The 18,806-nt window shown below is 44.9% G+C and carries 16 protein-coding genes and 1 pseudogene; 6 read left to right on the top strand and 11 right to left on the bottom strand.

The window, feature by feature from the left end:
• Positions 1-59: 59 nt before the first annotated feature.
• Positions 60-1,202: an Rpn family recombination-promoting nuclease/putative transposase gene (locus QUB61_RS09455; protein ID WP_333128346.1), complete on the top strand. Its 1,143-nt coding sequence runs from the start codon at positions 60-62 to the stop codon at positions 1,200-1,202.
• Between the two features lie 174 nt (positions 1,203-1,376).
• Here QUB61_RS09455 and QUB61_RS09450 read toward each other — a convergent pair whose 3' ends face one another.
• The 7 genes from QUB61_RS09450 to QUB61_RS09420 all read right to left on the bottom strand — a co-directional run bounded on the left by QUB61_RS09450 (position 1,377) and on the right by QUB61_RS09420 (position 7,184).
• Complete coding sequence (locus tag QUB61_RS09450) at positions 1,377-1,664, bottom strand: NfeD family protein (protein ID WP_333128349.1); 288 nt, start codon at positions 1,662-1,664, stop codon at positions 1,377-1,379.
• Between the two features lie 118 nt (positions 1,665-1,782).
• A complete protein-coding gene (locus QUB61_RS09445) occupies positions 1,783-2,070 on the bottom strand; it encodes an NfeD family protein (protein WP_333128351.1) in 288 nt (95 codons plus the stop codon).
• A gap of 1,152 nt (positions 2,071-3,222) precedes the next feature.
• Positions 3,223-3,693 carry a GNAT family N-acetyltransferase gene (locus tag QUB61_RS09440; protein ID WP_333128353.1) on the bottom strand — a complete coding sequence of 157 codons (471 nt, stop codon included), beginning with the start codon at positions 3,691-3,693 and terminating at the stop codon, positions 3,223-3,225.
• Positions 3,690-4,205: a cupin domain-containing protein gene (locus tag QUB61_RS09435; RefSeq protein WP_333128355.1), complete on the bottom strand. Its 516-nt coding sequence runs from the start codon at positions 4,203-4,205 to the stop codon at positions 3,690-3,692. The genes QUB61_RS09440 and QUB61_RS09435 overlap by 4 nt, the downstream gene beginning before the upstream one ends.
• 9 nt (positions 4,206-4,214) lie before the next feature.
• Positions 4,215-4,853 carry a type I restriction endonuclease gene (locus QUB61_RS09430; RefSeq protein WP_333128359.1) on the bottom strand — a complete coding sequence of 213 codons (639 nt, stop codon included), beginning with the start codon at positions 4,851-4,853 and terminating at the stop codon, positions 4,215-4,217.
• 43 nt (positions 4,854-4,896) lie between these two features.
• Entirely contained in the window at positions 4,897-5,946 is a 1,050-nt protein-coding gene (locus QUB61_RS09425) for a DUF1611 domain-containing protein (protein ID WP_333128361.1), read from the bottom strand.
• Between the two features lie 158 nt (positions 5,947-6,104).
• A complete protein-coding gene (locus tag QUB61_RS09420; protein WP_333128363.1) occupies positions 6,105-7,184 on the bottom strand; it encodes a dipeptide epimerase in 1,080 nt (359 codons plus the stop codon).
• 121 nt (positions 7,185-7,305) lie between these two features.
• Here QUB61_RS09420 and QUB61_RS09415 point away from each other — a divergent pair, with 121 nt between their 5' ends.
• On the top strand, positions 7,306-8,019 hold the full coding sequence (locus QUB61_RS09415; RefSeq protein WP_333128365.1) for a hypothetical protein: 714 nt from the start codon (positions 7,306-7,308) through the stop codon (positions 8,017-8,019).
• A gap of 48 nt (positions 8,020-8,067) precedes the next feature.
• Positions 8,068-8,514, top strand: a complete 447-nt coding sequence (locus tag QUB61_RS09410) for an NADAR domain-containing protein (protein WP_333128368.1) — start codon at positions 8,068-8,070, stop codon at positions 8,512-8,514.
• Positions 8,515-9,020: 506 nt separating this feature from the next.
• Here the strand turns inward: QUB61_RS09410 and QUB61_RS09405 are convergent.
• The gene (locus QUB61_RS09405) at positions 9,021-9,725 is read right to left on the bottom strand and encodes a hypothetical protein (RefSeq protein ID WP_333128371.1); all 705 of its coding nucleotides are present in this window, start codon (positions 9,723-9,725) and stop codon (positions 9,021-9,023) included.
• Between the two features lie 195 nt (positions 9,726-9,920).
• The gene (locus QUB61_RS09400; protein ID WP_333128375.1) at positions 9,921-10,127 is read right to left on the bottom strand and encodes a hypothetical protein; all 207 of its coding nucleotides are present in this window, start codon (positions 10,125-10,127) and stop codon (positions 9,921-9,923) included.
• Between the two features lie 539 nt (positions 10,128-10,666).
• On the opposite strand from QUB61_RS09400, the gene QUB61_RS09395 reads away from it, so the two are divergent.
• The 3 genes from QUB61_RS09395 (at position 10,667) to QUB61_RS09385 (ending at position 15,837) form a co-directional block, all read left to right on the top strand.
• The gene (locus QUB61_RS09395) at positions 10,667-13,516 is read left to right on the top strand and encodes a tetratricopeptide repeat protein (RefSeq protein ID WP_333128377.1); all 2,850 of its coding nucleotides are present in this window, start codon (positions 10,667-10,669) and stop codon (positions 13,514-13,516) included.
• Between the two features lie 166 nt (positions 13,517-13,682).
• On the top strand, positions 13,683-14,357 hold the full coding sequence (locus QUB61_RS09390; RefSeq protein ID WP_333128380.1) for a Uma2 family endonuclease: 675 nt from the start codon (positions 13,683-13,685) through the stop codon (positions 14,355-14,357).
• A 115-nt stretch (positions 14,358-14,472) separates the two neighbouring features.
• On the top strand, positions 14,473-15,837 hold the full coding sequence (locus tag QUB61_RS09385) for a 16S rRNA (cytosine(967)-C(5))-methyltransferase (RefSeq protein WP_333128382.1): 1,365 nt from the start codon (positions 14,473-14,475) through the stop codon (positions 15,835-15,837).
• Positions 15,838-15,963: 126 nt separating this feature from the next.
• On the opposite strand, the pseudogene QUB61_RS39825 reads toward QUB61_RS09385, so the two are convergent.
• A pseudogene (locus QUB61_RS39825) lies at positions 15,964-16,098 on the bottom strand (hypothetical protein); the annotation flags it as partial.
• Positions 16,041-18,593: a penicillin-binding protein 1A gene (locus QUB61_RS09380; protein WP_333128384.1), complete on the bottom strand. Its 2,553-nt coding sequence runs from the start codon at positions 18,591-18,593 to the stop codon at positions 16,041-16,043. The pseudogene QUB61_RS39825 and the gene QUB61_RS09380, both read right to left, overlap by 58 nt.
• Positions 18,594-18,806 lie beyond the last annotated feature (213 nt).

Here is an 18,806-nt window from a genome sequence, read left to right as displayed (position 1 = left end):
TAACTTTAAATCCAGTCGCCAGAAAATAAAGTGATGTCATAGATTCGCATCGACAACTCATGAAAACAGACACCATTTTCTACAGCCTGTTTCAGGAATTTCCCCGCTTCTTCTTTGAACTGATCGATCGTTCCCCAGACGAAGCCACCGCCTATGAATTCACCTCCCGCGAAATCAAACAACTGGCATTCCGCATCGACGGGTTATTTCTCCCCAAAACCGAAGAACCTGAAAAACCATTTTACTTAGCTGAAGTTCAGTTTCAACCCGATACCGACTTGTACTACCGCATCTTTGGCGAACTCTTTCTCTATCTGCGACAATACAAACCCCTCAATCCTTGGCGCGTGGTTGTCATCTATCCCAATCGCCGCATCGAACACGAACAGATGCTGCAATTTCAGGAACTCTTAACCAGTCAGCGCGTCCAACGGATTTACCTCGATGAATTGCCAGAAGCCGCAGATCGATCGCTCGGAGTCAAAGTTGTTAAACTGGTAATCGAGCCAGCAGAGACAGCAGCAGAACAAGCACGGCAGTCGATCGCAATGGCCCGACAACAGTTGTCCGATCCAACCGTTATACGCGATTTAATTAACCTCATCGAAACAATTATCGTCTACAAACTCCCCCAGAAAAGCCGCGAGGAAATTGCCGCCATGTTGAATTTAAGCGAACTCAGACAAACTCGATTTTACCAAGAAGTCAAGCAAGAAGGTTTAGAAGAAGGACTCGAACAAGGTAAGCAGGAAGGTGAGCGGCAGGCGAAGTTAGAAGCCATTCGTCGGATGATAGCGTTTGGAATGAATTTAGAGACGATCGCGCAATTATTAGATTTGTCTCTCGAATTTGTTCGGCAAACAATTAACAAAATTCAACGGGAAGCGATGTCACCCCCCGAACAAAAGATCGACTCATTTATCGAACTATTAACTCAGCAGCGATCGCTCTTCGGGGCCGAACAATTAACGGAACTAGCGCAGCTAATCGAACCCTTATCCGATGAGATCGATGTCCTTTCAGAAGCGATTTCATCCTGGGCTGAAAATTACCCTTCAATTCAGCAAGCTCAAGCCCAACTCCTCGAACCACTACCGCCGGTTAAAGCATCAGAAAAAGCAGCAGTCACCCGAGAAAATAGCGAATCTCAACTCCGCGATCGCCTCAACAAACAAGCTCTCAAAAATGCCATTTTATTGTAGCGCGATCGGCCATATTTCTACTGGCAAATAAACAGAAGCAGATATTGCTCTCTTGCGTCAGGTGTTGAGTGGAAGCGATCGCCAAATTGCCACTAAAAAACAGAACAGTCAGAACCCCGACTTCTTGAATAAGTCGGGGTTCTGACAGTGAAAAAGTTGAGATTACTTTCTAGTTTAGTCTGCAGGAGCCAGGGAAACTAACAGAGTGATGCTGTCAACCCCGATGACATAAACCGTGTCTCCCGGTGTGAGGGTGATTTGGCGATCGCACCGTGCGGGCCACCAGCTACCTTGGAAGCGGACGCGACCTGTTTGATTTGGGTAAATCGATTCATCGACGACAGCTTCTTCGTTGAAATAGTTAAAATTGGTGTTGATGTAGTTGTCGATTAACATATTCTTTTCTGTGCTGTAGGTGTGAGTAGAAAAAATAGAACCGAAAGCTTTTACTACGTTGAACATTTTACTGACTCCTTTTGTGTTAATATATATCGAAGTTTAATCGCCTATTTATGCTATTTAAAAGGTTGCATTTCCCGGATTGAGATTTATTTGTTGCCGTTGTATTTCAATCTCTGATTTAGTCTGCGGGAGCGAGGGAAACTAACAGAGTGATGTTGTCAACGCCGATGACATAAACGGTGTCTCCCGGTGTCAGTGTGATTTGGCGATCGCACCGTGCGGGCCACCAGCTACCTTGGAAGCGGACGCGACCTGTTTGATTCGGGTAAATCGATTCATCGACGACAGCTTCTTCGTTGAAGTAGTTAAAATTGGTGTTGACGTAATTTCTGATTAGCATATTGTTAGCTGTGCTGTATCCTTGGGTGGAGAAAATCGAGCCGAAAGCTTTTACTACGTTGAACATGATATTTACTCCTGTTGTGCTAAAATATATGGATGTGTAATTGTCGGTTTATGCTATTTGAGAGGCTGCATTTCCTCGGTTAAGATTGATTTATTGTCCTGATATTTCATTGTTCTTGCCTTCCCTAGTTCTATCAGGATAAAAGGCAAAGAATTTTTGAAATGTAGAAGGGATTTGAGAAGCGGTTGCGGGGAGTATAAATCCAGTAATTCCGAGGTATTGAATTAAGGATTTCATGGTTGAGCAGTTGGTGGGATTTGCGTCACGGGTAGATGTTGTTAGCTACATTAGAGATTGTCTGATTCCGCATTACTGCTGCTGTGAAAATGTTTTATTTTTGGGTTAAATTTTTTGATAGGGTTGTGACTCACTTGCTTTACACTTACTAATTTGCCAGGAGTCGAATATCTTTGGGGCGATCGCCAGTCCACTTTCCGGGTTTGGTACTGGCACAGGACACTTTACCCCCTGCCAGCAACGATTTTGCAAAGGTTTTTGCCTACAGATCGCGCTTGTAGCTGTGCCAATTTAGCCAACTGGACTACCGCGAACGGTGAATTATGAACTTACGCATTCTCGATCGGCCAATCCGGAATATCCATACATATCTAGTCCGTGACTTACGCAGCAAACCTCTAAAAACCCGGTTTCTGACACCCAGTGCGCCATTAGGGGCCCGTAAGCGGATCTATGATATAAGCAAGTAAACTTGGCAACTCACCCGCCCTCCCGATGCGATGTTGATTTGTACCTACCTACTTAGGCATAGAAAATAGGCGATCGAGATTGATCTCAAATCCGGTAGCATCGTCGGGCGTAAAATCCAGTCAACAGTCAACAATCACCGATCGTGCAACCGGACTCGATCTAATTCATCTGCGTTAATCTGTGTTTATCTGCCTGTATCTGCGGTCTAAACAAGAGAATTTTTTAACCGCAGATGACAAGGGATTGACGCAGATTCACGCAGATTAAGAGAAGAGATATATGAATAATGGCGATGCTAACAGATTTGATATGACCCAGATATCAGGAGGCGGTAGGAGTTTTTGAGCGATCCAGGTCGATCGCACCCTGCAATCGCAATTATGGAACAGGTCGAACTTACAATCCATTCATTAATTCAGAATCTTAAATTCATAAAACTCATAATTATAGAAAACTTTTTTGATACTGCATAATTGTTACAGGAATTCTGAATAAAGTTTTAGCTAACTGAGACAAGCCGAATTTTAATTTAAGCGACTGCGGCAATTCTTGCCATGCAGCTTCTACGAAGCCAAAGCGAGTATAAAATGATGCGAGTCGCTTTCCCAAACATTCTAAATATAGCGGTTCTGTAGCTTGTTGAATTAAATATTTTGCGAGGTAAGTTCCCAAACCTCGATCGCGCCAATCTTTCGCCACCACCAAACTGCCCAATTCTTGCGCGCCCGCAAAGTTCCGCAACTGTCCGCAAGCTACCAAATCCCCGCTGCATTCTATCACCCAGAATTGCTCCCAGCGCAACTGAGTAGGATCGAGTTTTGCACTCCACACTAACATTCTAATTGATTTGATGTCTTGAACACAGGCCGGGCGGATGGCGCATTGTGGCGGCAACGAAAAAGAACTTTCATTCATTGTGATTCCTGTTGGCTGTCTCGTTTGGATTGAGCTTTCAACATCCTTTCTTTTAACCGCGCATTTCTCTCGGCAATTTCGGCATTTCCCTCATACCAAGGCGGAACATCGTCATAATCGGGAATTCCATCATCTATCAGATAGCGCGCGTTGGGCTGCTTGGGATAACCTGCTGCCAATCCTCCAGTACAGATAACAAACAAGGCTGTATTATCAGCAGCTTTTAATGCTCTCTTTGCTGCGGGAGAAACTCGCACAATATCGCCGCCCTCAAGTGTCAATAGTTCCCCATCTACAACCATCAGCCCTTTGCCTTCAACTACAATATAAACTTCTTCTTGTTCTGCGTGGCTGTGAGTAAATGTGTAGCCATCGCCAGCAGGCAAGCGAATCAAACCTAAAGCTACTCCTTGCAGATTTAGCTGTCGCCAAGGGTTGGTGAGTTGGGGCAAATTGTTAAAGTCAAAGTGAGCTTTAGTGAATTTATTGTTACTTTCACAATCTAGTTCCATATTGTGCCTTTAAGTAAAAGAGCTGTAACTGGAAATCATACCAGATAATCGCTTCAAAATGCGAAATACTTCGTAAAAGTCATTAGCGCGATCGATTACGAACTCATAAGATAAAGCGTACTGCGGAGTGTCTTGTTTAATCAATTTGATAAATCTGAAGTTGCTGCCATTTGTCAGAAGCCCAAAAGTTGGTCTGTCTGGACTGGGGTCATTCAGCATATAAAATAGTAACTGGGGAAGTCCAGCTTCAACGGAATATTGCGATCGCTTCGCTTCTATCGCAACAACCCAAAAAGATTCAATTAAAAGCAGAACATCAATACTTCCCCGGACAAGTATATTTTCATCCACGGTGACAAGTTCCACCGATTTTTCTGCCTCTATGTGAAACGGATTCAAGTATAAATCTGCTAAAAATAGCAAGGGAGCCAGTACCACCATTTTTACGGTATCTTCTATCATGGGGTAGTCGGCACTGTTAGCATAGCCAGCCTTTACTTTGTCTAAATATCGCTTTTCTTCATCAGTAATTTCAGGTAAATCGTCAATCCACTCCCGGAAGAATTGCTCCTCTTCTGCAAGTTGGCAGTTAAATTTTGTTTTGACATCGCGCAGTGTCAGTGTTTTTGCTTGAAAGGTTTGTGTCATAGTTTTATGTAGCTATTTGCTGGTTGCTGTTAATTGTAGCATATCAACTGTCGATCGCCTCCAACAAAACCTCCGCGCCCAACCTTACCGCATCGGTACAAGGCAATCCCGTTTCTGCTTGAACTTCAGCTATTGCTAACAGCGCTTCTGCCTCATTTAAGTGATGAGTGTTGAGGGCGATCGCGCTCACTTTTCCCCCAGAAAAAGCACCCGCAGCAGCGGCTACCATTTCGTACAGTTCGACCACTTTTGATAAATTTGGAATCGATACGTGCGGGTGATGGCGAATGTTAGTTTGTCCGGCTCGGTGCGCTAAAATTAAGTGAGTTGGCTGCGCGCCCCGCAACAGCGGCAGAGTCGCCGTCGAACCCGGATGCAATAGCGAACCTTGCCCTTCTACGTGCAGAATATCGCATTCAGAACCCAATTTAATCGCCATTTGTTCGACAGCACCAGCCGCGAAATCAACTCGCACTGCATCCAAAGGAATACCTTCATTTCCGATCATTAAACCCGTTTGTCCGGTTGCCAAAAATTTGGAACGCAAACCCCGCTGCAAGCAAATGCGATTGAGTTCCAGACTGGTTGACATTTTGCCAACGCTCATATCTGTGCCGACAGTTAACACGCGGCGACAACTTAATTGAGCAGCAGCAGCAGAGGCGATCGCACCGACAGATTTCGGTTCCTGGCGCACGTCCCAAATCCATTGATTTTCGGTTAAAGGAACTGTTATCAAAGGTGCAAGTTTCGCGTGCAAACCGTTGACAACTGACAAACCTGCTGCTACCGCTTGATTAATTTCTGGCAGCCATTCCGCAGGCAAAACACCGCCGGGAGTAGCGATCCCAATTAGCAGAATATCCGGCGCAAATTCCAGTGCTTCTGCAACGGAAGCAACTATCGGTAATTGTTGACGAATGCCAGTTAATTCAGGTAAAGATTGTCCGGCACATTGGCGGTCTATTACTGCTACAATTTGTGCTTCGCTGTAGCGCAAAAATGCTAAACCAGTTTTCCCGGAATGACCGAGAATTCCCTCGTGCAGCAAGATAGCAACTTTGCCATTTTTGATGGGATAGTTTTTAGTCATTGGTTCATTGTAAGTAAATGAAACTTGAAAATACATCAGCCCGGGATGCCGTGAGTGAAGCTGTATCTTTCGCGAGCCGAAGGAAAACAATTGCCAAGGTTATGATAGCTTGATATTCTGTTACATGGTAAAGTTTCTTTGCGCTGACCTAGTTACTTCTATTCTCCAATCTCAACTCGCCGCACTCCCAATCCCGATCGCTCGTTTGGCAGCAAACACCCATTTTCGACGATCGCACCCGTGAAAGGATCGTCTAATAAATTTAAGTGACTGTCCAAATCCAAATAGTCAGCTAGGGGTGAAAGTTGTGCTGCTGCTGTATTTGCGATCGCGCTATCTGAATAGCAGCCGAACATTACTTGCAAATTGCAGGCTTTTGCTGTGTGAATCATCCGCATTGCTTCGGTCAATCCTCCTGACTTCATCATTTTGATATTGATGCCGTGGACGCAGTGCGCTAACTTGGGTATATCGGAACTATTAAAGCAACTTTCATCAGCAAAAATGGGCAGGGGCGATTGACGGTACAGTTCTGAGAATTCCTCCATATCTGCGACGGGTGAAAGCGGCTGTTCTACATAATTTATTTTGTATCTTTCCAGCCAGCGACACATTTCGATCGCGCTGGTCAAACTCCAACCGCCGTTAGCATCAACACTGATTTTAAGGTTAGCTGGTGCTTCGTCTAGGACTGCTATTAACATAGCTTTGTCGGCTTCGATTCCTTCTGGATTTCCTAATTTAACCTTAACGGCGCGGTATTTGATGCTTCCTGAATCAGTCGCATCTTTACCAAACCAATCGCGCACTCTTTCTCTTGCACTCCTCGGCGAATTAATGCCGATTGTGACCGAGGTGGGGACGATGCGCGATCGATCTAATCCCCACATTTTCCACAGCGGCAAGCCTGCTTTTTTGCCCAGCCAGTCGTGCATTGCCATGTCGATGCCAGCGCGGGCGGCTGAGGGTAAGTTGACCTCTGTTAATACTTGTTCGATTTTTTGGCGATCGAAGGGAGTAAACTTTTCTAGCAGCGGTGCAACTTCCTGCAATGCGGCTAGCAGAATTTCGGTAGTTTGGGGTCGAGAACCTGTGGAAAACGGCGAAGCTTCTCCCCAGCCTTCGATGCCTTCGTGTTCTAGCTTCACCCATAAATTGGTACTTTGGGCTGTTGTACCGCGGCTGATGGTAAGCGCAAACCGCTTGCGGACAGTGAAAGTTTCAATTTGAACGTGCATTGTCAGGGATTGGTGATTTTTTGTAGATAAAAATCCGAGGGGGCGGATTGCGCCGCTCTTGCGATTTTTGACTTTTTACTTTATAGTTTGATTTTGCTTGTTCTAGTTTATCAAAAACTTGATGAAGTTCATTATTTCTGTTTCGCCGAAGAGAGTTGCTTTCTCTCTCAGCATTTGGGTGCTCTTCTTTGCTGTTGCTGGTTGCATCGTACAAGTTCTGCGGTACGGTTTTAACTATCAAGAACGCTGGATTAGTTTGTTTAACTTAGACAGAGAAATAAATTATCCTTCGTGGTACTCATCATTTACTTTGCTGTTTTGCGCGATTTTGCTAGGTATTATTGCTAGTGCTAAGAAGAAGCAGGGCGATCGGTATTTTGGGCACTGGAAAGCGCTGGGGTTCATCTTTGTATTTTTTTCTTTAGATGAAATCTTGAGTTTGCACGAAATATTAATTATTAACGACTTGCGAAAAGCACTGGATTTAGGGGGACTTTTTTACTTCATATGGGTAATTCCGGGGGCGATTTTTGTTGCGGTTACTGGGCTGGCTTATCTGAAGTTTCTCCGGCACCTACCCCGGAAAACAAGAGATTTCTTTTTATTGGCAGGCAGTATATATGTCGGTGGAGCACTTGGCATGGAAATGGTTTGCGGCTATTATGCAGATGCGGTAGGTCAGCGAAACTTGATATACGGTTTGATGGCTTCTGTTGAGGAAATTTTGGAAATGGTAGGGGTGATCGTATTCATCTACGCCCTGCTGTCTTACATCGGTTCCTATCTTGAAAATATTGATTTGCGGTTGAAGATAGTGGAGAATCAAGAGAGGTAAGGCTGACGATCGACCAAGATTATTAAGGCGGTTGAAATCGAAGATATTATGGCTATCTACTTCTACACCACTGGCAGCGAATACGGCTGTTTTTCAAATTTTTCCAGTCATGGATTAGAGTTAGACGGAGAATATTGGCCAACTACCGAACATTATTTTCAAGCACAAAAGTTTCCCAAAACGGCTAACTGCGACCAAATTCGCCAAGCAAAAACACCGAAAGATGCCGCAAAAATGGGACGCGATCGCTCTCGTCCCCTCCGCAAAGATTGGGAACAAGTCAAAGATGATATCATGCGAAAAGCCGTACTCCGCAAATTTGAAACTCCTCTCGAAATTAGAGAAATTTTACTAGCTACTGGCGATGAGGAAATAGTCGAAAATTCCCCTATTGATTACTATTGGGGTTGCGGTAAAGATGGCAGCGGCAAAAACAGGTTGGGACAGATTTTAATGGAAGTAAGGGAGATATTGCGAAAACGCACGCCAGAGTAAAAGATTATTTAAATTTCCCAGCATAAAGCAGGACTTGTTTAATAGTAAGTCCTGCTAGGCTGCTAGGCGAGCCTTTCCTAAATTTTCTTAAACACTGAACTCAAAAATCCGCCTCAGCAACTGTCAAAACCTGTGCCAATCTCCTCAGGCTGTTCTAGTAGAGGGTTTAGCCTCTCCTCAGAGACTGCGAAGCAGGGGAAACGGTAAAAACCCTGCACCACTTTTTTTGTTTTAACAACTACTCTCAACCGGAGTTAACTTTTATCGTCGCAAGTACAGCATTGTTAGCCAGTCGCCTCCCGGACACCGTTCTCCTTAGGTTGGCGATTCACAGGTAAAACAGCAAAACACCTGTTCTGGTTAAAGTTGGTTTTTTATTTATGCTGTATATTTCTATTGTGTCCGATTTGTGGAAAGTGTTAGCTGTTGTACAGAATTCTTTACAATTTTTGCCCAGGTAGCTTTTTGCTAAGGGGGGAAGGAAAGGCACTTGTTGAATTTTTGACCTATTTGCCTAGTGTCGCGGTTAGTTGCCGCATTTGCTGTTGAATCCGGTTAAATTGTTTCTGTTCTTCGCTAAGCATTGTATTGTCGATCGGCGATCGCATATCCCACTGCAATTCTGACAACAACAACAAACAGCCGGCCATAATTATGCCAGTGGTTAAATATTGCCAAGGTGCAACAAAAGTTAATAGAGGGATGCTAAATAGATGAGTTAGTCCGCAGAGGAGAAAAGTGCGCGATCGCAAACCGACTCCGGTACAAAAATAGCCGATCGCGCTCAACCCCAACCACAAATCGCAAAGGTGCAGCAACACACCTCCCCAACCGGCAAAAATACTGCAATCGGTCAGAACCAAACCAGTTATCATCAAAATCGCCCAACAGTAAAGAATCCAGCTAACTCGCTCGACTCTTACCCAAAACAAAGTCAAAACCGCCATCCCCGCAGTGCCAATTAGAGTCAAAGTTGACCACAGAATCGCCTGAAAGGTCCAACTGATAGGGAAAAACTGAGCCGTAAAAAAAATCCCCGCCGTCACCAAACCCCAAAGCAGAAAAGTTTGGTCGATCCGGGTATAAAATCCTGAGAAAAGAGTAAAATTTCCAATTTGCCAGTGGAGTCGCAACAAGCCTTCGAGGTCTTGTACATCGAGTTGTTCTTGCTTGCTGCGGAGTACGGGTTCGGAGGGGTTAAAAAAGGTCATCCAGTGTTGGGGAAAGCATGAAGTTTCGCGTATTGTAACAAATCTTAAGGAATATTTTTCAGATTTTTTTTTGTTGCCAGGCTCTGCCTGGGGACGTAGATTTGAAGGCTCTGCCTGCCGCGAGTCTAATACTTGCGAGGCAGAGCCTGTGGAGCTCGGTTCCCAGGCACAGCCGGGGAACCAGGAAACGCCTGATTATTTGCGTTTTTTGTTCAGGGTTTTGGTCAACTGAGTAATCGAGTTGAGCAATGTTTGGGAAAAGTAAGCCATTGCAATAATCACGGCTACTGCAACTCCTCCGTACATCAGTAAAGGCATGAAACCTCCAGTTTCAAGCGGTGTTGCCGAATCAGTTGGAGCCGTAGAAACCAGAATGACTTGCTTGGTGCTAACATTAGACATAGAAACTCCTTGGTCTGTACAAAGACCGTAAAAATGGGAACTTGACGAGCGTTTCTGGTGGCAGCCAGTCGCTCTGAAAAAAACAAGCGATCGAAAGCGTCTCTAGTAAAAGCTAGGGGCGCTTGTTTGCTTGTTAAGGGCAGTCTAACACTGCTTTAAAAAATATACAACAAAACTGACGTATATTTTTTAAACCTATGGTAAATTAGACGTATAAATTATTAAAGCCTTGTCTAACAAGCATTTTCTCCTTCCTCGTTCCCCGGCTCTGCCTGGGGACGCTGATCCGGAGGCTCTGCCTCCTCTTTTCCTGCGCAACCGACGAGGCAGAGCCTCTAGATATCGGTTCCCAGGCAGAGCCGGGGAACCAGTTAAGTTCTCAAAGCCTTGTCTAACAAGCATTTCCTCCTTCCCGGCTCTGCCTGGGGACGCTGATCGGGAGGCTCTGCCTCCTGTTTTCCTCTGCAACCGACGAGGCAGAGCCTCTAGATATAGGTTCCCAGGCTGTGCCTGGGAACCAGTTAAACCCAATAGATATTATGAAAAATACATTTATCTCTCGATTTACTCCTAGCTTGATGTCACCAGAAACCCTGGAAGCTATCTTAGTACAGCGTCACGCACTGGCAGAACATTTAGTAGAGCTAATTCGGGTGAGCGCCTTAACAGATAACAAGCATTTTCAACTGCTAATAGGGCCGCGCGGCATTGGCAAAACGCACTTGGTTTCCCTGATTTATCATCGCGTTGCTAAGATGGAAGATTTGCGGGATAAATTGCTAATTGCGTGGCTGCAGGAAGAGGAATGGGGGATTGCGTCTTTTTTGGATTTATTGCGGGGAATATTCCGGGCCATTGCTAAAGAATATCCGGCAGCATATGAAGCTGAGTTACATAATGATGTTGAAAAGCTTTATGATTTGTCGCCCAAGCAAGCTGAATTTAAGGCCGCAGAATTGCTGAGAGACTTTGTTGGCAAGCGGGTGCTGTTGTTGATTGTCGAAAATTTAGAGGACGTGTTTAGCGGCTTGGGGGATTTCGGGCAGAAGCAGTTGAAGGCGTATATTCAAAATTATTCATTTTTGACAATTTTGGCAACATCACAAAGCTTGTTTGATGGAGTCAAGCACTCTAAGAATCCTTTTTATGATTTTTTTGATTTACGTGAATTAGATGAGTTTAAGCTCGATGATGCTGTAGCTTTATTAAATCATATTGCCAAGTTAGAAGGGAATAGTGATTTAGCATCTTTTATTCAAAGTCCAATAGGGCGCGATCGCATTAAAGTTGTGCATTACCTTTCTGGTGGCAGTCCTCGCGTCTACATTGTTTTTTCGGCTTTTCTGATGACTCCTGAATCGCTAGATAAATTGGTAGAACCGTTCATGGAAATGCTGGATAGCCTCACGCCCTACTATCAGGATAAGATGAAATATCTTTCAAATCAGCAGCGAAAGATTGTTGACTTTTTGTGCGATCGAGGTGGTGCAGCACCAGTCAAAGAAATTGCTAAACGCTGTTTTATTGAGCAGCGAACTGTATCTAGCCAACTTAAAGATTTGCGAGAAAAGGGTTATGTCAAAACTGAGGAGATAGGACGGGAATCGTGGTATGAATTGCGAGAACCTTTGATGCGTTTTTGTCTGGAGGTAAAGAAGCAGCGAAATGAACCGATTCGATTAATTGTAGATTTTATTCGGCTTTGGTATACGCGGAAAGAATTGCAGCAGCGATTGGGATTGAGGATGGCGGATGTTGATTTGGCGGAGAAAGAAAGTCATTTTATGTATCGGCAAGGTTTGAAACCGATTCCACCTGATGCTGTGATGGAACGAAAATATTATACGCGGGCGCTTGAGGCTATTGAGAAAAATGAGGAAGACCCGCGTCTGAAGGCTTATGTTGATGAAATTAAATATTGTATTGAACAGACAGACTATGTTTCGGCTTTAGAATATGCGGAAAAATTGGTAGCAAGTCGCGGCGAGGCAAGGGATTGGTCCCTAAAGGGATACTTCTTAAATAAGCGGGAATGGTACGATGAAGCTTTGGAATGTTTAGATAAAGCTATTGAAATCGATTCCAATTATAAAAACGTTTGGCATCTACGAGGCGATGTACTCAAAAGCCTCGAACGCTATGATGAAGCCTTAGAATCTTACGATAGGGCGATCAAACTTGATCCCAATTATCAGTCGGCTTGGGCTAAGCGAGGCGATGTACTCCGCAAGCTCAAACGCTACGATGAAGCCTTAGAATCTTACGATCGCGCGATCGAACTAGATGCCAATTATCAGTGGGCTTGGACACTTCGAGGCCATGTACTCCGCAACCTCGAACGCTATGATGAAGCTTTAGCATCGTTTGATCGCGCGATCGAACTAGATGCCAATTATCAGTGGGCTTGGACACTTCGAGGCGATGTACTCAACAACCTCAAACGCTATGATCAAGCTTTAGCATCTTTCGATAAAGCGCTCGAACTAGATGCCAATCTTCAGTTGGCTTGGGTACTTCGAGGCGATGTACTCCACAACCTCAAACGCTATGATGAAGCTTTAGCATCTTGCGATAAAGCGCTCGAACTAGATGCCAATGATCAGTTGGCTTGGGCACTTCGAGGCTATGTACTCAACAGCTTAAAACGCTATGATGAAGCTTTAGCATCTTGCGATAAAGCGTTCGAACTAGATGCCAATGATCAGTTGGCTTGGGCACTTCGAGGCATTGTACTCAACAGCTTAAAACGCTACGATGAAGTTTTAGTATCTTACGATCGGGTGATCGAACTAGATGCCAATAATCAGTCGGCTTGGGCTGTACGAGGCGTTGTACTCAACAGCTTAAAACGCTACGATGAAGCTTTAGTATCTTACGATCGCGCGATCGCACTTGGCTCTCAATATTCATCTGTCTTCTTCTACCGTGCCATTGCCATTCTCGGATTGAATCGCTGGGATGAAGGCATCGCCGCCTTAGACGACGCATTCCAACGCTTTGAACCAGACGATGAAGCTAGTCTCGAAGATGCCACGTTAATTATCAGCAACCTCTTCGCAAACAGCAACGATCCCGCGATATTGAAACCTCGCATTATTAGTCTAATTGCCGTTTACGAAAAACATAAATATCTCTCAATTTTAGGATATAGCATTGTGCGAACCATCCCCGCGCTAATGTCAGAAATGGTCAGCTACAAAGCCGCACGCGCTTGGTTAGAATTGTGGGAAGAACTAACCAGCAACTACGAACAATTCCAAATTCCCATCCGCCTGCTGAATGCGGCAGTCCGCTATAAGGAAACAAAGGGCGACAGACGAGTTTTGCTAGAACTTCCCATAGAAGAACGCAATTTATTAGAACCATTGGTGTCAACCAAACCAGAATAAGTAAAACAGGACTTACGCACTCCGACAAAGAAACCGGGTTTTTTACCTAATCTGCCGATTGCAACGAAGTCTTTTCGTGAAAAACCCGGTTTCGGGGCCCCCTGCGTAAGTCCTATAAAATAGGTATAAAATAGAAATTGATGCTACTAGCAATGGAGTCATCCCCATGACAACAACAATTCCCTCTCAAACTTTGCCAGAAATCATCTACCCAGACAGCGACGGAAAACCCATGTCTGACAATACCAAACAGTTCCAATTAATAGTAAAAATTCAAGGTGGAATAGATGCCTTATTCAAAGACAACGAAAATGTCTTTGTAGCAGGTGATTTGCTGTGGTATCCCGTCGAAGGAGATAACAAAACTCGCCAAGCACCTGATACTATGGTAGTCTTTGGCAGACCCAAAGGTGACAGAGGTTCCTACCAACAGTGGCTTGAAGATAATATTGCGCCGCAAGTTGTCTTTGAAATCATCTCCCCCGGCAACCGCATGACAGCAATGTTTAAGCTGTTTAAGTTCTATGAGAATTATGGAGTCGAAGAATATTATGTCTACGATCCAGAGGATAATGAGTTAATAGGTTGGCTGCGAAGTGACGGACAACTCAACTATATTGAATCAATGGAGGGTTGGGTAAGTCCGCGTTTAGAAATACGTTTTGAAACTGCATCGGGAGACTTGGAAATTTATCGTCCTGACGGACTAAAGTTTTTGTCTTATGTGGAGTTGTCAACACAAATGGAACAAGAACGACAGGAGAAAGAGTTAGTACAGCAAAAAGCCGATCGCCTATCAAAAAAACTACGAGAAATGGGGATAAATCCAGAGGAAATTTGAAACTTTTATAGTCCTGGACGCAAGGGTGGTCAAAAACCGGGTTTTTCACCGAATCTGCGGGCTGTAACGCGTCTTATCGTAAAAAACCCGGTTTCTGGACCCCCATATCTTAACCATGCAAAATCCCCGCCAAATAGCCTTTCTCGCACTCCGCGAAGTCCACCGCCGCGGTGCATTCGCAGATGCCGCACTCGATCGCGCTTTCAGCAATTCTCAACTCAACGACCTCGATCGGCGTTTAGTCACAGAATTAGTTTACGGTAGCGTCAGGAGAATGCGATCGATCGACTTTATCATCGACAAACTAGCAACAAAAAAATCCTCCCAACAACCTCCAGAACTCCGTACCATCTTACATTTAGGCTTATATCAACTCGAATATCTCAACCAGATTCCCCCCTCCGCCGCCGTCAATACCACCGTTCAACTAGCAAAAGAAAACGGATTTTCAGGACTCAGCAGTTTTGTAAACGGTTTGTTGCGAAAGTATACCCGTTTAACCCCCCCAACCCCCCCTTACCAAGGCGGGGCTGGGGGGGGTTTGTATTCCCTAAAATTACCCGAAAACCCCGTCGAACGCCTAGGAATTCTGCACAGCTTCCCCGACTGGCTAGTAGAATTGTGGCTCGAACAAATAGGCGAAACCGAAACAGAACAACTATGTGAATGGTTCAACCAATCCCCCACAATTGACCTGAGAATCAATCCCTTAAAAAGCTCGATCGCCCAAATTGAAACCGCCTTCAAATCCCAAAACATCAGCGTTAGCAGAATCCCACACTTGCCACAAGCATTAAGACTAAATGGCACCATCGGCGCAATTCAAAACCTCCCCGGATACAGCGAAGGTTGGTGGACAATCCAAGACAGCAGCGCTCAATTAGTCACCCATTTACTAGGGCCGCAGCCAGGGGAAACTATCATCGACGCCTGCGCCGCGCCCGGGGGAAAAACCACCCACAGCGCCGAATTAATGCAGGATGAAGGCACAATTTATGCCTGCGACAAAACCGCCAGCCGACTCAAAAAACTTAAAGAAAATGCAGACAGACTCCAGATGAAATCGATTAAAATTCATACCGGAGACAGCCGCCATGTCCCAGAGTTTGTTAACCTCGCAGACAGAGTTTTACTAGACGCACCTTGTTCCGGCCTCGGAACCCTCCACCGCCGCGCCGACGCCCGCTGGCGCCACACCCCGGAAAACATTCAACAACAATCTCAACTGCAATCGGAATTGCTAGCAAATGCAGCGACATTTGTCAAGTCCGGCGGCGTATTAGTTTATGCAACTTGCACAATTCATCCCTTGGAAAATGAAACAGTTATTCGATCGTTCTTAGACAGCAATCCTCACTGGCAAATAGAACCGCCAACAATTGATTTACCCGTACAGCCATCACCGGAAGGATGGGTAAAAGTTTGGCCGCACCGAAATCAAATGGACGGCTTTTTTATGGTGAAACTAAAACAAGATTAGATTTGTAGATTGTGATTTATCGCTATCGTGGGGGCGGGTTTATAAGATTATTGGTTTTAGGCGATTATGGTTGGTGAAACCCGCCCCTACGGGTGGCAATTGTTGGTAAAAATCGTGGGGGCGGGTTTATGAGATTATTGGTTTTAGGCGATTATGGTTGGTGAAACCCGCCCCTACGGGTGGCAATTGTTGGTAAAACCCGTTTAATATCCAGGTTCTTGATAAGCAGGCTCTTGATAAGCAGGTTCTTGATAAGCAGGCTCTTGATAAGCAGGCTCCTGATAAGCTGGCTCTTGCGGTGGGTAATACTTCGGTTCAGGATTAGGATTGTAAGGGACGATCGCCCCATCCTCATTCACAATCATCCCCCGAATAATCCTATTAGCCTGCACCGGTTTAGCCTTAATACTGCCTTTGCGGCCCTCCAACTCCGGTAACTTCGGAAACTTCTCAACCGGCATTCCCTTAACAGCTTTACTCATAAAATCGCGCCAATTATACGCCGCCGTACCGCTAGTTCCCCAGGTGGGATAATTGTCATCATTCCCCAGCCAAACCCCAGTCACCACCTGTGGAATGTAACCAATAAACCACAAATCCCTGACATTTTCCGAAGTACCCGTTTTGCCCGCTACAGCGCGATCGGACAAAGCCGCAGGCCCCCCCGTACCGTCTTGCACCACACCCTCCAACATCCAAGTAGTAATCGCAGCACTATCCTTATCCAAAACCCGCTTCGGTTTAAAATTAGCTTGATAAATCACATCTCCCCGCTGATTAATCACCCGCTTAATTCCGTGGGCTTCAATAAAATTACCTTGCGATGCTAAAGTACCGTAAGCATTGGTTAACTCCAGCAAATTCACCTCCGAAGAACCCAAAGCCAGGGAATAAATCGGACTCAATTTAGACTTAATTCCCATATCGTGGGCTAATTTTATCGTCGGTTCAAACCCCACATCCATCAACACCTTCACAGCTACGACATTCACCGAACGCGTCAAAGCATCAGACATCGATCGCCAACCGCTAAATTTTTTGCCATAATTATTCGGTTGATAGCCGTCGATAATAATTGGTTCGTCTTCGTAACCGTCATAGGGAGAAAAACCCGCCGCCATCGCCGCGGCATAAACTAAGCCTTTAAACGTCGAGCCTGGCTGCCGCAAAGCCTGCGTAGCGCGATTAAACTGACTTTCCTTAAAATTTGCGCCGCCCACCAGGGCCTTAACTTCCCCAGTCTTAGTGTCCATAGAAACTAAAGCCGCCTGTTCAAAACCCTGACGGCGGCCATCAACTTCGATCGCATCTTTAATCACCTGTTCCGCTATTTTCTGCCACTTCAAATCCACCGTCGTCTCGACAGTCAAACCGCCAGCTTCCAAAGCATCCGGAGAAACATAGCGCGGCAATTCTTTCCGAATATAACTAGCAAAATAAGGCGCCGCCACTTGAAATCGCTTCGGCGGACTTGGTTTAACCGCCATAGGTTCCGCCATCGCCTCCTTAGCCTGAGCCTCTGTAATTACCTTCGCTTCCTGCATTTGTTGCAGCACAAGATTGCGGCGTTGCTTAGCCATATCCGGATTAACCAAAGGCGAATATTCGCTCGGTGCCGGTGGCAAACCCGCCAAAGTTGCCATCTCTGCCAAAGTTAATTTATCGACTGTTTTGCTAAAGAAAACCAAAGCCGCATCTGCCACTCCGTAGGCATCCGAACCCAAATAAACCAGATTTAAATACCGTTCTAAAACTTGGTCTTTACTCAACTCCCGCTCTATTTTCTGAGCTAAAAGAGCTTCCCGAACCTTCCGCCTAATACTTCTTTCCTGATTGAGAAAAACAACGCGAGCCAATTGTTGCGTAATTGTACTGCCGCCCTGCACTAAATCTCTCGCTATCAAATTAGAAACAACCGATCGCACAATACCTTGATAATCCACCCCGCGATGTTTGTAAAAACGGCGGTCTTCTATGGAAATAAAAGCTTTAACCAACAGTTCTGGAATTTCTTTAAGTTGCAGTTTATCTCTTGTTGCAGGCCCCGACTGCAACAAAATCGTATTATCTGCCGCCTTAATTGTCAGCGTTCCGTCGCGGTTAAAGGCTGACAAATCGTTAACATCCGGCAAACCTTTGTCTAAGGTGTACAAAATCCATAAACCGTAGATTAAAGCGCCGCCGCCTATACTGGCAACACCTAAACCTATCCAATATCTTGGGCGGCGGGAGATGCGTTTTTTAGTATTTTCCTGCGGTGCCCTATTTTCCTGTAGTTCCGTATTTTTCTGCCCTTCGGTGTTCGGCGATTCGCCCAAAGCCAGCAATTCGCTACTCTCCGATTTTTGGGGTAATTTAGTTCCCAGCAAACTTAATCCCGGCCGCAACAATTCTTTTCCCTTGGTGTGCAAGCGGGTAACTTGAGGTTCAATTTCCAACCAAGCGATTAAGCGCTTCAACCCTTCCCAATCGCGCTTAACTATTGGATATCGATCGTATTCTGGCTCTAAATATTCTGACTCTAAATATTCTGACTCTTCTAGGGGTGCGGGATCTTCTTCTACCACATACTCCGATCTTTGGGCCGTTGTCCGTGTAAAAAATTCCGCCTCCGATTCCGGCGAGTTGAGCTTATTACCCTTCGCAGCCTTCGGCGGTTCTCCATCGGAATTACCGCTTATTGCGTTAGTGACTTTGCTCAATTTATCTTTGATATTTGAGAAAAATTCTGCCACGTTCAGACCTTCAAACCTCATCAAGTCAGATTAAAAATTAAAAATTAAAAAAGCTAGCTTTCTTCAATTCTTAATTTTTAATTCGACATTTTTTCTTGAATAACACGCTGCCTTGAATTAGATTTTTTGAATTAAAAACTTTTTAATTCACAATTCCAAATTCAAAACTTTTCTTAACGCTGCAGAGGTTGGTATTTTTATGAGAAGTGAATTAGATTTTTTGAATTAAAAAAT

Origin of the sequence: Microcoleus sp. C2D2 (assembly GCF_036702495.1) — a bacterium.
In the GTDB taxonomy this organism is placed as follows: Bacteria; Cyanobacteriota; Cyanobacteriia; order Cyanobacteriales; family Microcoleaceae; genus Microcoleus.
The sequence above is the reverse complement of the archived record's forward strand: the minus strand, read 5'-3'. Positions and strand labels throughout refer to the sequence as shown.

What these genes read in the sequence shown, in the direction of transcription:
- QUB61_RS09455 (WP_333128346.1), top strand. Translation starts at nt 60, where the DNA reads ATGAAAACAGACACCATTTTCTACAGCCTGTTTCAGGAATTTCCCCGC.
- QUB61_RS09450 (WP_333128349.1), bottom strand. Translation starts at nt 1,664, where the DNA reads ATGTTCAACGTAGTAAAAGCTTTCGGTTCTATTTTTTCTACTCACACC.
- QUB61_RS09445 (WP_333128351.1), bottom strand. Translation starts at nt 2,070, where the DNA reads ATGTTCAACGTAGTAAAAGCTTTCGGCTCGATTTTCTCCACCCAAGGA.
- QUB61_RS09440 (WP_333128353.1), bottom strand. Translation starts at nt 3,693, where the DNA reads ATGAATGAAAGTTCTTTTTCGTTGCCGCCACAATGCGCCATCCGCCCG.
- QUB61_RS09435 (WP_333128355.1), bottom strand. Translation starts at nt 4,205, where the DNA reads ATGGAACTAGATTGTGAAAGTAACAATAAATTCACTAAAGCTCACTTT.
- QUB61_RS09430 (WP_333128359.1), bottom strand. Translation starts at nt 4,853, where the DNA reads ATGACACAAACCTTTCAAGCAAAAACACTGACACTGCGCGATGTCAAA.
- QUB61_RS09425 (WP_333128361.1), bottom strand. Translation starts at nt 5,946, where the DNA reads ATGACTAAAAACTATCCCATCAAAAATGGCAAAGTTGCTATCTTGCTG.
- QUB61_RS09420 (WP_333128363.1), bottom strand. Translation starts at nt 7,184, where the DNA reads ATGCACGTTCAAATTGAAACTTTCACTGTCCGCAAGCGGTTTGCGCTT.
- QUB61_RS09415 (WP_333128365.1), top strand. Translation starts at nt 7,306, where the DNA reads ATGAAGTTCATTATTTCTGTTTCGCCGAAGAGAGTTGCTTTCTCTCTC.
- QUB61_RS09410 (WP_333128368.1), top strand. Translation starts at nt 8,068, where the DNA reads ATGGCTATCTACTTCTACACCACTGGCAGCGAATACGGCTGTTTTTCA.
- QUB61_RS09405 (WP_333128371.1), bottom strand. Translation starts at nt 9,725, where the DNA reads ATGACCTTTTTTAACCCCTCCGAACCCGTACTCCGCAGCAAGCAAGAA.
- QUB61_RS09400 (WP_333128375.1), bottom strand. Translation starts at nt 10,127, where the DNA reads ATGTCTAATGTTAGCACCAAGCAAGTCATTCTGGTTTCTACGGCTCCA.
- QUB61_RS09395 (WP_333128377.1), top strand. Translation starts at nt 10,667, where the DNA reads ATGAAAAATACATTTATCTCTCGATTTACTCCTAGCTTGATGTCACCA.
- QUB61_RS09390 (WP_333128380.1), top strand. Translation starts at nt 13,683, where the DNA reads ATGACAACAACAATTCCCTCTCAAACTTTGCCAGAAATCATCTACCCA.
- QUB61_RS09385 (WP_333128382.1), top strand. Translation starts at nt 14,473, where the DNA reads ATGCAAAATCCCCGCCAAATAGCCTTTCTCGCACTCCGCGAAGTCCAC.
- QUB61_RS09380 (WP_333128384.1), bottom strand. Translation starts at nt 18,593, where the DNA reads ATGAGGTTTGAAGGTCTGAACGTGGCAGAATTTTTCTCAAATATCAAA.